At 31.5% G+C, this 16,483-nt stretch carries 11 protein-coding genes; 8 read left to right on the forward strand and 3 right to left on the reverse strand.

From position 1 onward, the window contains the following. Positions 1-8: 8 nt before the first annotated feature. Positions 9-1,370 (reverse strand): oxygen-independent coproporphyrinogen III oxidase, encoded by a 1,362-nt coding sequence (gene hemN, locus Q0820_RS01415; RefSeq protein ID WP_298484418.1) that lies wholly within the window; start codon positions 1,368-1,370, stop codon positions 9-11. A 239-nt stretch (positions 1,371-1,609) separates the two neighbouring features. On the opposite strand from hemN, the gene Q0820_RS01420 reads away from it, so the two are divergent. Beyond that, on the forward strand, positions 1,610-2,500 hold the full coding sequence (locus Q0820_RS01420; RefSeq protein WP_298484419.1) for a sugar phosphate nucleotidyltransferase: 891 nt from the start codon (positions 1,610-1,612) through the stop codon (positions 2,498-2,500). Between the two features lie 3 nt (positions 2,501-2,503). After that, positions 2,504-3,574, forward strand: coding sequence for an aminoglycoside phosphotransferase family protein (locus Q0820_RS01425; RefSeq protein WP_298484420.1), 1,071 nt, complete (start codon positions 2,504-2,506; stop codon positions 3,572-3,574). Here the strand turns inward: Q0820_RS01425 and Q0820_RS01430 are convergent. Together Q0820_RS01430 and Q0820_RS01435 are read right to left on the reverse strand one after the other, a co-directional pair. Continuing rightward, a complete protein-coding gene (locus tag Q0820_RS01430) occupies positions 3,567-5,009 on the reverse strand; it encodes a rubredoxin (protein ID WP_298484421.1) in 1,443 nt (480 codons plus the stop codon). The genes Q0820_RS01425 and Q0820_RS01430 overlap by 8 nt on opposite strands. 11 nt (positions 5,010-5,020) lie before the next feature. Continuing rightward, the gene (locus Q0820_RS01435) at positions 5,021-8,548 is read right to left on the reverse strand and encodes a nitrate reductase (protein ID WP_298484422.1); all 3,528 of its coding nucleotides are present in this window, start codon (positions 8,546-8,548) and stop codon (positions 5,021-5,023) included. Between the two features lie 322 nt (positions 8,549-8,870). On the opposite strand from Q0820_RS01435, the gene Q0820_RS01440 reads away from it, so the two are divergent. The 6 genes from Q0820_RS01440 (at position 8,871) to Q0820_RS01465 (ending at position 16,429) form a co-directional block, all read left to right on the forward strand. Then, positions 8,871-9,515 (forward strand): hypothetical protein, encoded by a 645-nt coding sequence (locus Q0820_RS01440; RefSeq protein ID WP_298484423.1) that lies wholly within the window; start codon positions 8,871-8,873, stop codon positions 9,513-9,515. Between the two features lie 209 nt (positions 9,516-9,724). Beyond that, on the forward strand, positions 9,725-11,986 hold the full coding sequence (locus Q0820_RS01445; RefSeq protein WP_298484424.1) for an FUSC family membrane protein: 2,262 nt from the start codon (positions 9,725-9,727) through the stop codon (positions 11,984-11,986). 83 nt (positions 11,987-12,069) lie between these two features. After that, the gene (locus Q0820_RS01450; RefSeq protein ID WP_298484425.1) at positions 12,070-12,462 is read left to right on the forward strand and encodes a hypothetical protein; all 393 of its coding nucleotides are present in this window, start codon (positions 12,070-12,072) and stop codon (positions 12,460-12,462) included. 81 nt (positions 12,463-12,543) lie between these two features. Then, positions 12,544-13,107 (forward strand): hypothetical protein, encoded by a 564-nt coding sequence (locus tag Q0820_RS01455; protein ID WP_298484426.1) that lies wholly within the window; start codon positions 12,544-12,546, stop codon positions 13,105-13,107. Between the two features lie 46 nt (positions 13,108-13,153). Continuing rightward, positions 13,154-13,894, forward strand: a complete 741-nt coding sequence (gene bla / locus Q0820_RS01460; protein WP_298484427.1) for a subclass B1 metallo-beta-lactamase — start codon at positions 13,154-13,156, stop codon at positions 13,892-13,894. Between the two features lie 135 nt (positions 13,895-14,029). After that, positions 14,030-16,429 carry a TonB-dependent receptor gene (locus Q0820_RS01465; RefSeq protein ID WP_298484428.1) on the forward strand — a complete coding sequence of 800 codons (2,400 nt, stop codon included), beginning with the start codon at positions 14,030-14,032 and terminating at the stop codon, positions 16,427-16,429. Positions 16,430-16,483: the final 54 nt, after the last annotated feature.

Raw genomic sequence — 16,483 nt, forward strand, 5'->3', positions numbered from 1 at the left:
GGTAGGGTTTAAATTGTCATTGAAAATAATTTTGTTTCTGGTGCTTTTCTATACAAATGCACATCAAAAGCCATGCATATATTTCTAATAAAAGGCTTTCCTTTTTTGGTTACTTCCAATTTGTTGTCAGAAATAATCACTAAATTATCTAAGTGCATTTCCTTTAGGTTTTCTAAAACGGTATCTACATCATTAAAACTCATTGTTTCATAGGCCCAAGAAGTTTGGTAAGTACACATAAGGTTTAAAATATGCTTTCTTATTACTTGGTCTTCTTTGGTTAAGATATGTCCTCTATAAATTGGAATTATATTATTGTTTACCAAGTGCTTATACTCCTCTATACTTTTTACATTTTGCGCAAAACTATACCAACTATCGCTAATACTAGATGCCCCTAAACCAACCATAAGTTGGGTTTTAGATGCCGTGTACCCCATAAAATTACGATGCAATTTCCCTGATTTCATGGAGGTATATAAACTATCATTAGAAAGTGCAAAATGGTCCATTCCTATTTCTGTATATCCTACTTGTGCTAATAATTTTTTACCCTCTTCATACTGCGCTCTTTTTTCCTCTGCAGATGGTAAATCTGTATCCTTATATCCTCTTTGTCCATTACCTTTTAACCATGGCACATGTGCGTAACTGTAAAATGCTAAACGGTCCGGTCGCAACTCTTTAGTTTTTAAAATAGTTTCCTTAACGTGGTCTAAAGTTTGGTGCGGTAAACCAAAAATAATATCATGTCCTACAGAGGTGTACCCTATTTCTCTAGCAATTTCTGTGACCTTTTTTACATTTTTAAAAGGTTGTACTCTATGTATTGCTTTTTGTACGGTTTCATTATAATCTTGTACTCCATAACTTACCCTTCTAAAACCTACATCATATAAAGCTTGTAAATGTTCTCTAGTGGTATTATTTGGGTGTCCTTCAAAACTAAACTCATATCCATCCGCTTTATCCGCTTTTCTAAAAATTCCTATTATAAGTTTTTTTAAGTTTTCAGGAGCAAAAAACGTTGGCGTACCGCCACCTAAGTGTAATTCTTTTATTTTAGGCTTTTCCGAAAACAATTGGGTGTATAAATCCCATTCTTTTAAAACGGCATCTATATAAGGTTCTTCTACATTGTGTTTTTTTGTTATGCGTTTATGGCATCCGCAAAAGGTACACATACTCTCACAAAAAGGTAAGTGTATATATAAGCTAATTCCTTCTTTAGAATTACTTTCTTTAAAACTTTTTACAAGGGTAGTTTCCCATTTTTTTCCAGAAAATGTATCCATATTCCAGTAAGGAACCGTAGGGTAACTAGTATACCTAGGACCCGAAACATTATATTTTTTTATTAAACTGCACATACCTGTTATTTACAGTACAAACATAGACATGTATAGTTCTAAAAAATATGATAATTATCATGTAAATAGACCATTATTACAGCTATTTATATTCCTTTATTTTTTTAAATATTTTTTTTGATGATTTTCTTTTATTTACACAAAACAAAATATTAGATTTAACGTTAAATTCTAATGCTAACCAAATTTTAAAATATCTTTATAGTAGTATAAATACTACTTTTTAACATTTTTAAATTATGACATTATTATTAATGGCTGCCGGACGCGGAAGCCGATATGGAAAATTAAAACAGTTTGATGATTTAGGGCCTAATGGTGAGCTCTTAATGGAGTATAGTATTTTTGATGCTATAGAAGCCGGCTTTACGCAAATTGTGGTTATTACCCAAAAAGATAAAGTAGACTTTACACACAACCACTTAGACGAACGTATTCCTGAAGATATAGAGTTAGATGTAATTGCACAAGAAACTTCTGATATTCCTTATGGTGTTACATTTATGGAAGATAGAGAAAAACCTTGGGGTACTGCCCATGCCGTATGGTCTGCTCGTAATGTAATTGAAGAGGCTTTTGTGGTAATAAATGCGGATGATTATTACGGTAAAGAAGCTTTTATTAATGCTGCAAAATTCTTAAATAATCCGGATAGCGAAAATAACTATGGCTTGGTTGGCTATACCTTAAAAGACACCTTATCTACCAACGGTTCTGTTTCTAGAGGAATTTGTAAAATAGATGGTGATAATAATTTAATTGCCATAGAAGAGCATTTAAAAATTGAAAAGAAAGCCAATGTAATTACCGATATTACCACCGGAGAAAATTTTAATGGAGAAGAATTAGTTAGTTTAAATTTTTGGGTATGCCAACCAGAAATTTTCCAAACTATTGAAGAAGAATTCATTACCTTTTTAGAAGACGATAGATTAGTAAAAACCAGTGAATTATACCTACCTTTAATTATTAAAAAAATAGTGGAGTCTGGCGAGGATACTATTAAGACGATCCCTTCTAATGAACAGTGGTTTGGTATTACCTATGCTGCAGATCGTGAAGAAGTGGTAAAAGCTTTAAAAGAAAGGACAGATAATGAACAATACCCTGTTCCTATGTGGCAAGATTAAATTATGCAAACGTATTCTAATACTGCATTACAAAACATACTATCTAACTTTATAGACGATGCTAAAAAGTATCATTTTTCTCCTATTACAAACGGATTAATTAATACTACTTTTTTAGTCTCTGATACCAATAATTACCCTACATATATTTTACAACGAGTAAATTCTGATGTTTTTCCAGACACAGCTGCTATAATGCAAAACATAACAAATGCTTTAAATGTTTTGCAGCAAGATAGGTATGCTAAAATTGAGTTTTTAAAATCAAAAGAAAACAAAAAATACGTTTCTACTCTAGATGGAGATTGGCGAGTACTTACGTATTTAAATAGTAGTGTTGTTTACAACACTACTACTAATCCCAATATTGCTTTTGAAGCTGGTAAAATTATTAGCATATTTCATTCTCTACTAGAAAAAGAAGATACTACAAAGTATAAAGACATTATTCCAAATTTTCACAATTTAGAAGTACGAAAAAAGCAATTTTTAAAAGCTCTAAAAACTACCTCTGTAGAACAAAAAACAATTGCAAAAAAAGCAATTGCTTTTACCAATACTCTTTTCCCAATTCTAAACCCTCTAGAGAATATAAAAATCCCTATTAGAGTTTGCCATAATGACACCAAGCTAAATAATATTTTATTTTCCAAAATAGATAATAAGGCCCTTTGTCTTATTGATCTAGATACTATCATGAAAGGACATTTCTTTTATGATTTTGGAGATGCGTTACGCACCATTGTAAATACTGCCCCAGAAGACGAAAAAGATTTAGATAAAATAACGTTTAATAAAGAATTATGTATTGCATTTATAAATGGACTAAATACAAGCTCCAGGTTTTTAACTGAAGTTGAAGTAAAAACATTGCCACTAGGCTCTGTATTTATGCCTTTTATACATGGTCTAAGAGCCTTAACCGATTATTTGAACGGAAATAAGTACTACAAAGTTAGTTACAAGAACCAAAATTTAGACCGTGCTATAAGCTTATTTACTTTTGCCGAAAAAGCTGCTAAAGAACTAGATTTTATGACCAACCTAATTTATTACGGTAACCCCTCTACTTAGTTCCTAAAACTAAATGTGTTTTTTTAAAACTACTTTTTGGAGCTTCACAAACAGGACAAGAATAATTCTCTGGTAACGCTTCAAAAGAAGTACCTGCTTTTACATTTCTTTTAAAATCTCCATAAAAAGGATCATAAATAGTAAAGCAAGAATTACATTGGTAAACTTCAGATGGTTCTTCTGGGTTAGCCTTAACTTTCTTTTTAGTTGGTACCGATATACTTCCTAATTGTCCAAAATATTTTTTACTAAGCTCCATTAACAAGCCAGGTAATTCTATTTTATCTACATCTTGGGCATACATTTGATACACTTGTGTATTAGGGTCAAAGTTTTTAAAATGTAGCACATTATACGTTGGCCTTACCTCATAGTCTTTTACAATAGTTGGCGGTGTGTTTTTTTCTATTAACACCGATGCAAAATGCGTTCTTTTACCAGGAGTATTACTAATACCAAAGGTAAGCCCGTACGTACTAATATCATTTTGGTCAAAACTACGAACTAAGAATTTTTTAAGCTCTAAGGCTTCTTTATCGTCTACAGGTAAATGCCAATTCATTTCTAATTGGGAATGACGAATATTAATTCCCCATTGTCCTAAAAAACGTTCTAATAATGGTCTAGCTTCTACTTTTATTCCTTTTACGATAAAAGATTTCCAAGGGGTAATACATATTTTCCCAATACTATTATCCAAGCAAAAATCACAAAAATGCTTTAAAAAGTCTAAATCATATTTGTTGTTTCGCCAGTATAAACCTAGCCAATACTCATCTAACCCCATACGGTTCATACCTTCATAATACGGAAAAGTTAAATATGGAATTTGTAGTTCTTTTTCCATAATCTTATTATTGGTATCTAGCTTTTTATTTAGCAGAAAAAAGATATCGTCTATAGATGCTACCTCCTCATAAATCTCCTCTATAGCACTAGATATTTTAGTAATATCCCAGCTATAAACTAATACAGGATAATAGGCACCCTCTTCCCATTCTGGCAATTTTATATATAAATACCAATAATCTTCATTTTCTGATGCTATAAAGTTTAGGTTTCCACTAAAAATTGGCACCAGTCTTTGCTTTGGGTCTGTAATATTAATTTTAAGAAGTGGTTGGTAATTAAAACCTTCTAAAATATAGAGATAGGTAGAACCTTTTAGCCAATGCGTCATATTAAAAATATCGGCAGAAACGTAGGAACATACTATATTTTGATAGCTTCTTTTAGATTCTATATCCGTATTAAACTGTGACAAACTTTCTAATTGTTTTTCACTCACATCTTTAAGCGGAAAAAGTAAATCTTGGCGAGAACCAAAATACACTTCTTTTAACCCAGCAGCTTCTAACATAGTAATACTATCTTTTAATTCTCCTGGAGAAGTAATCCCGCCTTTTATTAAAATTCTATGCAAATCATCATTCATACCACTTCTTTTTAAACTGTTGCTAATTGGGAATTTAAAATATCTTTAATCTCTGGCTTACAACTACCACAACCTAATCCGCCACCTGTTTCGGAGCATAATTTAGAAAACTCTGTACATCCATTTTGTATAGCCTCTATAATATTACCTTCGCCTACTTGGCTACAAGAACAAACCAATTTCCCTTTTAAAGGAACTGTATTTGTAGCACCACGGAGGAGTTCATTCCTTTTTTCTGATAATTCTATTTCCTCTTCTATAAGTCTTTTAAATTCTGCAAACTCATTTTTGTCTCCCATTAAAATAGCGCCTTTTAACATATCATCTTTTACAATACATTTTTTATAAAAACGCTTACTCACATCCATTAAAATAATTTCTTCATAGCTAGGGTCGTTTGCAGGAGCATAAGCCATACCAATACTACAAAGGTCTAGATTCTCGAACTTTAAAATATTCATTAATACAGAACCAGAATACATACTACCATAATCTCCTAAAATATAGTTTGCAGCTATATCTGCTTGTTGTTCTGCTGCGGATGTTATTCCAAAGAGAGAGCTATTAAATTCTGCAATTTCTCCTAAAGCAAAAATAGAAGGCTCACTAGTTTCTAAATAAGAATTTACCACTACGCCCCTTCTTGTTTTTAAATTACTTTGCTTTGCAAGTTCTATATTTGGTCTGGTACCAATTGCGTATACAATAGCGTTACATTTAATAGTTCGGCCAGTTTTTAGATTTACTAAAAGAGAATGCTTGCTATCTTTTTCTTGAAAAACGGTACTTACCTCATTATCAAAATAAATTTCAATACCACGTTCTCTAACATCTTCTGCTAATAACCTACTTGCAATACGATCTAATTGGCGTTCCATTAAACGAGGGGCACGTTGTACAATACTAATGTTTACTTTATTTTTTTTAAGAGCGGCAGCAAGTTCTAGTCCTAACAAACCACCTCCAACAATTACTACATGCTGCTCTTCTGCAGGCAAGCCAGTTTCTCCTAAATATTTTTTAAGTTTATCTGCATCACCGCGCTCTCGCATAGTAAAACGCCCAGGTAATTTTATTTGCACATCTGCAGGAACAAAAGCTCTACTTCCTGTTGCCATAATAAGTAAATCGTAAGAATGCGTATTCCCGTTTTCGTCTACTACGGTTTTTTGTTCTGCATTAATTTTTGCTATTCCGTTTCCAGGATGTAAGTCTACCTCTAGTTTTTCTAACTCTCCTTTTTTAAGTTTTTCTAACGCTTCCCAAGAAAGTTCATCACTTACATATTCTGGTAAAAGTACTCGATTGTAAAAAGGGTCTTTTTCTTTAGAAAAAACATGAATTTCATCTACCTCATTCTTTTCTCTGTAGGATTGTATAAAGCGGTAGGCTGCTGCTCCCGCACCAATTACAATAATTTTTTGTTCTTTTTTTGTAAACTTTTCTACCTGTACCGCACAATACTTAAAATCTGGCTCTTTAGAAATTGGGTCTACCAACTCACTAGTAAGGTTGTTAGCCCTACCAAAATCATTATTTAATATTTTTCCCCAGTGCATTGGTAAAAACACAACAGACTCTCTAATATCATAATTAATCTGAACTTTTACTTGCACCTCTCCCCTACGGCTTTTTACTATTGCAATATCGCCTTCTTTTAGTTGGCGTAAATAGGCATCTACCTTATTCATTTCTAAATAGGGTTGTGGTATATGAGTAAGCAACCTATTTACTTTTCCTGTTTTAGTTCTTGTATGCCATTGGTCCCGAACTCTTCCTGTATTTAAGATTAAAGGAAACTCAGTATTTGTTTCTTCGGATTTATTATAGATATTTTTTGGAGCATTAAAATGCGCCTTACTGTCTCCTGTATAAAACTCCTTATCTTCAAAAAGTCTTGGCGTTCCTGGGTGCGTACGGTGTGGCACTGGCCATTGAAAACTACCTTCTTCCTTTAATCTATCATAAGAAAGACCAGAAATATCTATTTTTGTGCCTTTGGTAAGTAAGCAATGCTCATCATACACCTCACTAGCAGATTCATAATCAAAACCTTTATAATCCATTGCCTGTGCAAATTTCCAAAGAATTTCTGCATCTGGCAATGCTTCTCCTGGAGCATCTATAACCTTAGGCAAATAACTAATTCTACGTTCCGAGTTGGTCATAGTACCCTCTTTCTCTAACCAACCAGCAGCTGGTAAAAGTAAATCTGCATATTTAGAAGTTTCAGAATTATGAGAGATATCTTGTACCACAACAAAACTTGCATTTTTAAGGGCGCGCTCTATTTTTTTTGCATTTGGCATAGATACTACTGGGTTGGTACAAATTACCCATATGGCTTTTAAATCTCCTTTGTCTAAAGCATCAAACATTTCGGTAGCAGTATAACCTGCTTCTGCTTGTATTTCTTTTCCGCCCCAAAAATCGGATACTTCTTTTCGGTGTTCTGGGTTTTCTAAATCTTTATGCGCAGCCAATAAACTTGCCATACCACCAACTTCACGACCACCCATAGCATTTGGTTGTCCTGTAAGTGAAAATGGCCCGGAACCGGGTTTTCCTATTTGCCCTGTTAGTAAAGACAAGTTAAACAAAGACACATTCTTATCTACTCCAATAATACTTTGGTTAAGTCCCATAGTCCACATACTAATAAACCCAGAAGCATCGCCAATATATTTGGCAGCTCTACGAATATCTTCTGCAGGAATACCACATTTTTCTGCTGCTTGGCGTACCGATAATTGGTAGGCACTTTCTTTACAAGCTTCAAAATTTACCGTATGTTGTTTTATAAATTTTTTATCTATTTTTTTCTTGTCTATTAAACAACGAGCAATAGCATTAAAAAGAATAACATCGGTTCCTGGAAGAATTTGCAAATGCAAATCTGCAGAGGCACATGTTTGCGTTTTTCTAGGATCTACTACTATTATTTTAATATCTGGATTCTCTTCCTTATGTTTCTCTATACGCCTAAAAAGAATTGGATGACACCATGCTGGATTTGCTCCTGCTATTAAAAAACAATCTGCCAATTCTATATCTGCATACGCAATGGGAACCGAATCTTCTCCTACTGTTTTTTTATAGCCTACAACCGCAGAACTCATACACAAACGCGAGTTGGTATCTATATTATTAGTACCTATAAAACCTTTGGTAAGTTTATTTACCAAATAATATTCTTCTGTTAAACATTGTCCAGATACATAAAACCCTACACTATTTGGGCCATGCTTATCTATAATACTTTTAAAAACACCAGCTGCACGCTTAAAAGCAGTATCCCAAGACACTCTTTGCATAGGGTGGTTACGGCTATAACGCATTTCTGGATACAAAATACGGTCTGTAGTATCTTGTGCTACGTAATTAAGATTCATGCCCTTGGAACATAACATTCCTTTATTCACAGGATAGTCTTGATCTCCTGTTACTGCAATGGTTCCTTTGTTGTCTACCGATACGTCTATGCCGCAGCCTACACCGCAATAGCTACATATAGTTTTATGAATCTTATTTTCCTGCATTGTCTTTGTATTATGGGACACTTATATTCTATGCATGCAAGATATAAAATTACGTATAAATACGTAGTAAATATATCATAATTGTTTAGGGCTTAAAAAACAGAATTCTCAAAAAACAATAGTTCTAAACAAGAAATATGTATAACAAATCTATACAATTACGTAGACTATACCTTAATACTAAAACCCTAGTTTATATTTTTAATTTCTAAATAATTGCTCTTAAAATTACCTTTTTTTATCGTAGGAAAAATTACAATTTACCTAAATAAATATCTTAACAATTAGGAGTTTTTGGCATACTAATTGTCGCCTTTCTGAAATGATTAAAATTTTCTTGTATTGCCTTTTCGTATTTCCTGTTTTGGTTTTTAGCCAATTTTCCACTCCAAAAGTATTTGGTGAAATTGGCGGCTTCTATGAAGAACAATTTGAACCTATTCCAAACGTATATTTAAAATTGTCTGCTGGGGCTGAATTGTTTTCCTATAAATTCTTAGCTCCTGAAATTGATATTTCATATTATAAAGGTAATGATGAAGATGAAAATTCAGATTTTGACAACCTTGGAATGGTAAACTACAAATCTTTTTTAGAACGGGATGCCAGTGCTGTTATTTGGGGTTTTGCTCCTAAATTATTCTATGGTGATGAAGAATATCGTTTGGTACTAATACCTAAATATAGTTTCGGAACTATTCATGCAACTGGAAATTTAATGGATTCTAATTCTCTTGAAATTGAAAAAAAATCGAAAGCAAATATTCATTTTTGGTCTTTTGCATTTGGGATTGAAGGCTACGGATGGTCAGACAATACCGTATGTGGCCTTTATCTAATTTACACAGGATTTAATGCAGGGAAAGCACTAAACAAACTAGATTTTTCCAACGAAAATTATAATACCAAAGCAATTGGTTTAAGTTTTAGAATTGCTTACAATTTTAAAAAAAATAAACACAAGTAATAAATTAGATTGAAATTATCTTAGTAAACTTTTCTTTAATTAAAGCACAAAGTATAATTACTGAAAATCGAAGAAATTTAAACCTATAAACGCACTTGCAAGACCACTTTAATTCTATTAAAATTATATATTTTACTACACCTAAAATTAACCTTACTAAGCAATACTTCTTTACAATTAGTCTAATTTTGCATTCTAATTAATAATTTTTGAAAGAAAAACTAAAACAACTAGAGTTATTTCTAAAAAGCACCAACTTTGAAAGAGGAATTAAAGTTGGCGTTGGTATTATAGTTCCTTTTACACTACTCTATTTTTTAGGGTATTTTGAATATGCCCCTGCAGTTGTTCTCGGTTTATTTTTAAATGTTCCTGGAGATATTCCTGGAAGCGCAAAACGTAAAGTAAATGCCATATTAATTAGCATAGGACTAACTATGGTTATTACTGCCATTATCCTTTTTTCAAAACCTTTTTTACCCCTTTTATTAGTAGCCCTTACTGTTATTTCGTTTTTTGTTTCTCTAATTTCAGTTTACGGATTTAGAGCCTCTTTAGTATCCTTTTCTGGCTTATTAGCAATGGTACTAGCATTTGCAATACAAAAAGAAACGGCACAAGAAATAATGTTGCAAATTGCTTTAATGGGTATTGGTGGTCTTTGGTATTTATTTGTAACCTTTATTTTTAAAAAAATTACTCCAAAAAAAGACCAAAACCAATTACTATCAGATACACTTTTACTTATTGGTGAATATTTAAAATTACGAGGAAAATTACTAACTAAAGAGGCCAAACGTGATGACCGTCTTAAGAAAACCTTTGCCCTGCAACACCAAATAAGTGAAAAACATGAAACGTTAAGAGAAGCATTACTTACAGATCGTAAACGTTCTGGACGCTCCCGATACGAGGAAAAACAACTATTAATTTTTATTTCCTCTATAAATATATTAGAATTAATAGAAGCAAAACATTTAGATTATAAAATGATTGATGCCATTTTTGGCGAGCGAAAAGAATTTTTAAAAGCTTCTAAAAAGTTAAATAAAATTATGGGAAATCATTTAATTCGATTGTCAGAATTATTGATTCAGAAAGATAAAATTCCTAATAAAAATACGCTACTAAAGGCTCTCTCAGAAGCTAACAATTCTATCACAAATTATATAGATACTATAAAGTTACCCGAAGCGCGTGAGGGAGCTCTAGTATTAAAAAACTTATACGATTACCAAGAGCAACTTGTCTATGAAATAAGGGCAATTAGGCGTGTAATGGCTAATGTAAAAAGTGCCTCTAAAGTATCTTTAAAAAAACAAGATTCCAATCAGTTTTTAACGCTACAGGAATATAATATAAATATTCTTCTTCAGAATTTTAGTCTAAATTCTTCCATGTTTAGACACTCTTTGCGACTTACTATTGCATTGGTTTTTGCATATTTACTCGGCTTTGTTTTTAATATCCAAAACACTTATTGGATTTTACTTACTATTATTGTTATTATGCGTCCTAGTTATGGTTTAACAAAAGAACGTTCCAAAGACCGTATTATTGGTACACTTATTGGCGCTGCAGTTGCCGTTGGCATTGTACTTATTACTCAAAACATAATAATCTATTCTGTTCTAGCAATTGTATCGTTAATTTTAGCTTTCGCTTTAGTACAACAGAATTACAAATTTGCCGCCTTCTTAATTACCATTAGTGTTATATTCATGTATTCTTTAGCTAACCCTAATGCTTTTGAAGTAATACAATACCGTGTACTTGATACTATTATTGGTGCAACCATATCTATAGTTGCTAACTACCTACTTTTTCCAAGTTGGGAAGTAAATAATATAAAACAGGTACTTCTAGAAACTTTAAAAATGAACAGGGAATATCTTTTAGCAATGCAAAACCTTTATAAAGAACCCTCAAAAAACAGATTGCCTTATAATTTAGCTAGAAAAGAAGCCTTTTTAGCTATTAGTAATTTAAATGCGGCGTTTCAGCGTTTAACACAAGACCCAAAATCTAAGCAAAAAGAATTTCAATTAATTTATGAAATTGTAACCCTTAACCAAACAATGATTTCTGCTATTGCGTCTATAGGAAATTTTATAATAAACCATAAAACTACTCCTGCTTCTAAAGACTTTAATAATCTTATAAAAAAGATTTCTATTAGTTTACAATTATCTTTAAACAGTCTAGAATCTAATGAAGATAAAAATAAAATTACAGAAGAGGTCATTGAAGATGCTCAGGAGAAATTATTAGACAAATACACAAAATTATCTAATTTAAGAGACAAAAATATTGAGCAAGGTAAGACAGAAATAGATACAGCAACTCTCCATGGTCTACAAGAAGCCTTCTTAATATCTAACCATATGAGCTGGTTAAGAACGCTTTCCGAAAATTTACAAAAAGCTACTAAAAAATATCGTTCTTCTATGGAGCATACTTCGTATAGATAATCCTCCTTTTTAACATTTAAAAAAGAGTACCTAATTACTTTAGAAATATGCTTAATTTAGACTAAATATTACATTTTACTTAAATGAGTAAAACTTTAAACATAGAAGAAAGAAAACCTATTTGGATTGCCTTATCCAATTTTTATCTGGATACCAAACTTGAAGAATATGTCTTAAAATCCATTGCAAAAAAAATTATAGAAAGTCCATACTCTTTAAAGAAAGTAAAAGAAATTAATACCTATGAGCTTTTTCCGGTTTTACATTATAACTTGATAAGTTTTGCAGGTGTCTGGACTGGTTTCGATGAAGATTGGCTAATAAATAGCATTATAGAGTCCTTATCTAAAAGAAATAAATTAAAAACTATTATCATTAAAGCTTATTTTCAAATTAATAAAAGAATGTTTGCTACGTATTGGGAAAAACTAGAAAAAGTGTATAACACTATAAAACAAGACTCCAAATCTTCTTGAAATTAGTTAAAATAATAAAAGGAATTTAGGAGTATTTAAAACCTAGAAGTGTTGAATTTAAAAAGACTGCGAACTATACTAATGAATAAATTTATAATTGCAACGCTATTATTAATTGGATTTATATCCTGTAAAAATTCTGAAGAAAAAATAGGGAAACTTACAATTGCAAAAGAATACTACAAAGCCCTTAACAATTCTAATGCTATAAGAATAGAAGCTTTATTAAGAGACAGCCTTTTAACTAAAGAGAGTAATTATAAACAAACATTTTCTATAGCAGAATATAAAGAATGGCTCCAATGGGATGCTATATTTGAACCTACTTACAAAACACTTGACATTAAAGAAGAAAACGGAGTTGTTAAAGCCACCATTTCCAAAATGGATAAGAGAATATTATTTTTACATGAAGAACCAATTGTAACTAAGCAAACTATACATTTTAAAAATGCTAAAATAAGTAGTATTGAAACAACAGATTATCTAAATTTTAAGGATACAATATTTATTAAAAACAGAACTAAACTTTTAAACTGGGTTAGTACAAAACATCCAGAATTGGATGGTTTTATTTATGACCAAACTAAAAAAGGAGCGCAAAAATATATAAAAGCAATAAATTTATATAATAAAGAAAATTAAGTCCTTTTAATCTAAAAAACAGAATTATTATAATTTTTATTTTTCTATGTACAAGGCTCTTTTATCTCTACTTAGTATCTTTATTTGCTACTCCTGTTCTACCTCAAAAAAAACTGTAAAAGGGGTAACTACAGATAATTTAAAAATTAAACAGGTTAGTACTAACACTTTTGTTCATACCTCCTATTTACAAACTAACGACTTTGGAAATGTTGCCTGTAATGGTATGGTGTATTTTAATGAAGATGAAGCTATAGTTTTTGATACTCCCACAAATAATACAGTTTCTAGACAACTCATAAATTGGATAGAAAACGTACAAAAAAAGAAACTTACAGCCGTAGTAGCTACTCATTTTCATAACGATTGTTTAGGAGGACTTGAAGAATTTCATGCAAACGGGACAAAAAGTTACGCTAGTACTAAAACAATTTCACTAGCAAAGAAAAACAAAGTTATAGTGTTGCCCCAAGAAGGGTTTACTAAAGAATTAAAACTAATTATTGGGAAAAAACCTGTTTTTACAAACTTTTATGGAGAAGGGCATACCAAAGACAATGTAGTTAGTTACATCCCAGAAGAACAAGTTCTTTTTGGAGGTTGCCTAATTAAAGCTCTAAATGCAACAAAAGGCTATTTAGGAGATGCTAATGAAAATGAATGGTCTGCAACTGTGGCTAAAATAAAAAAAGAAAAACCAGAGATAAAAGTGGTTATTCCTGGCCATGGAAAAATAGGTGGCACAGAACTTTTGGACTATACAATTAGTTTATTTTCTACAAATTAAATAAAGCCATTCTTAAGTAAACCAATACCTTACAAAATCACTATTTAGATTTATTATAAATAATTTGGAGAACTAAGCTTCAAAGAATACATTTGTTAAAAACAAATTATTTTTAATAAGTCTAAATAAATATAAATGAACAAACCATTACTTATCCTATTACTTTTTCTAGTAACACAATTAGGATTATCACAAAGTGCAAGCATTACGGGAGTTATTACTGACAATTCCAAACAACCATTATTAGGTGTAAATGTTATACTTAAAAACACTATAAACGGTTCACAAACAAATGAGAATGGACAGTTTAAAATAGAAAATGTAACAAAAGGAAAATACATTCTTTCTATATCCTACCTTGGTTTTAAAACTAAAGAAGTAGCAATTAGTATTATCAATAATACCTCTGTAAATTTGGAACCTATTTTCCTATTAGAAGGGAATGAAATGCTTAATGAAGTTGTTGTTGAAGCAAGCCGAACGAATAAGTTTTCTAGAAAAAAAAGTGCTTATGTTTCTAAAATGCCTTTAAAAAACATAGAAAACGCGCAGGTTTATAATACCATTACCAGTCAATTACTAATATCACAGTCTGTAAATACCTTTGAAGATGCCTTAAAAAATGCTGCAGGTATTTCTAAATTATGGTCCTCTACTGGTAGAAGTGGCGATGGTGCTGGTTACTATTCTAGTCGCGGATTTGCAGTACAACCACAATTAGTAAATGGTGTAGCCGGTATTACTAATGGTTTTATAAACCCATCAAACGTAGAAAGAGTTGAAGTTATTAAAGGACCTTCAGGAACTTTATTTGGAAGCTCTGTTACCTCTTACGGAGGCTTAATAAATATTATCACTAAAAAACCATATAACAGTACAGGAGGAGAAATTACTATGTCTGGCGGTTCTAATGATTTTGCAAAATTAAATGCCGATGTAAATATTTCTAATAATAAAAAACTGTCTTTACGCTTTAACACTGGCTTTCAGAAAGACAATAGTTTCCAAGATGCAGGCTTTAAAAAATCTGTTTTTGTAGCCCCTTCATTAACCTATAAAGTAAATAATAAATTGGCTTTCAACTTTGCATATGAAGCCTCTAGTAATGAACAAACTAATGAAACCTTTTTATTCCTGAATAGATATGGCCCTATAGCATTTAATACTATTGAAGAACTAGGGTACAACTCCAATTTATCATTCACCAATAATGATGTAACCATAGATAATGTAACACAAAATTACCGCGGAGAAATTGCATGGAAAATAACAGACAATTGGTCTTCACAAACTATTATTGCTGGTGGTATTGCAAAATCTAACGGGTATTATACCTACTTATGGAATGTTGCAGATTATACAGATCCAAGTGCTCCAATAGGTACAGAAAATTTTAGTTTATTTGTACAAGATACAGATGCAAGAACAAAAACTTTAAATCTGCAACAGAATTTTACTGGCGATTTAAAACTAGGAGACTTACAAAACAAATTGCTTGTTGGGGTAGATTATCTAGATACAAAAGTTATAGACAATAGTTCTAACTGGGGGTATTTACACACCATAAATATTGATGGAGATTTAATTTTTGGAGAGCCAGAAATTAATGCACAAAATCTAAATACAGCATTAACAAGTTTAGGAAATGTAGATAGTGATGTTCGTCAAAATATTTTAGGAGCTTATGTTTCTGATGTTATAAATATACTTCCTTCTTTATCTATTATGGGTAGTGTACGTTATGATAGATTTGATTATAATGGAGACCAAAATACAGATACTGATAATGAAACAGAATACACCCAATCTACTTGGTCACCAAAATTTGGTATTGTTTTTCAACCAATACTTAATGAAGTATCTATTTTTGCAAACTACCAAAACGGATTTTCTTATGTTAACCCACAATACATAACAGATTTTGGCACTGGAGAAACTATGTTACAATCGTATGATGTAGAGGAAGCCAATCAACTAGAATTTGGTATTAAAACCAACTTATTTCATAACAAGTTAGAAACAACTTTAAGCTACTATAATATTACTGTAGATAACAAGTATTATTGGGCTACAAAAACACAAGACCTTAAAATAAACAGCCAAGGGATAGAACTAGAGCTAAATGCCAGCCCAGTTAAAGGGTTAAACTTACATAGCGGATTTAGTTATAATGATTCTGAAATTAAAAGCTCTCCTTCTGCTATTGGTTTAGAAGGAAATCGCTACGGAGAATCAGGACCAGAAATTACATATAACTTTTGGGCAGACTATAAATTCCTAAGTAAGTTTGGAGTTGGAGCAGGATGCAATGGAGCATCAGAATACGACACAATGGTAGATTATAAATCTATTACTGGTAGCTTCTATATTCCATCTTATACTATATACAATGCGTCTGTATATTATGAAACAGACAAATTTAGATGTAGTATTAAAGGAAACAATTTAAGTAATAAAACATATTACTCCGGATGGAGCACAGTAACTCCGCAACAACAAAGAGTAATTTTAGCAGCAATAAATTATAAATTTTAGTTTTAAACTTAATTATAGGTGTAGTTCCCCACACCTATAATTAGGCTTTTTTTT

The sequence above is a fragment of the uncultured Maribacter sp. genome (genome assembly GCF_947495965.1).
Classification (GTDB): domain Bacteria; phylum Bacteroidota; class Bacteroidia; order Flavobacteriales; family Flavobacteriaceae; genus Maribacter_B.

Excerpts from the sequence above, each read along its gene's own strand:
- Q0820_RS01455 (WP_298484426.1), top strand. The coding sequence starts at position 12,544 with ATGAATAAATTTATAATTGCAACGCTATTATTAATTGGATTTATATCC.
- Q0820_RS01450 (WP_298484425.1), top strand. The coding sequence starts at position 12,070 with ATGAGTAAAACTTTAAACATAGAAGAAAGAAAACCTATTTGGATTGCC.
- Q0820_RS01465 (WP_298484428.1), top strand. The coding sequence starts at position 14,030 with ATGAACAAACCATTACTTATCCTATTACTTTTTCTAGTAACACAATTA.
- Q0820_RS01440 (WP_298484423.1), top strand. The coding sequence starts at position 8,871 with ATGATTAAAATTTTCTTGTATTGCCTTTTCGTATTTCCTGTTTTGGTT.
- hemN (WP_298484418.1), bottom strand. The coding sequence starts at position 1,370 with ATGTGCAGTTTAATAAAAAAATATAATGTTTCGGGTCCTAGGTATACT.
- Q0820_RS01435 (WP_298484422.1), bottom strand. The coding sequence starts at position 8,548 with ATGCAGGAAAATAAGATTCATAAAACTATATGTAGCTATTGCGGTGTA.
- Q0820_RS01420 (WP_298484419.1), top strand. The coding sequence starts at position 1,610 with ATGACATTATTATTAATGGCTGCCGGACGCGGAAGCCGATATGGAAAA.
- bla (WP_298484427.1), top strand. The coding sequence starts at position 13,154 with ATGTACAAGGCTCTTTTATCTCTACTTAGTATCTTTATTTGCTACTCC.
- Q0820_RS01430 (WP_298484421.1), bottom strand. The coding sequence starts at position 5,009 with ATGAATGATGATTTGCATAGAATTTTAATAAAAGGCGGGATTACTTCT.
- Q0820_RS01425 (WP_298484420.1), top strand. The coding sequence starts at position 2,504 with ATGCAAACGTATTCTAATACTGCATTACAAAACATACTATCTAACTTT.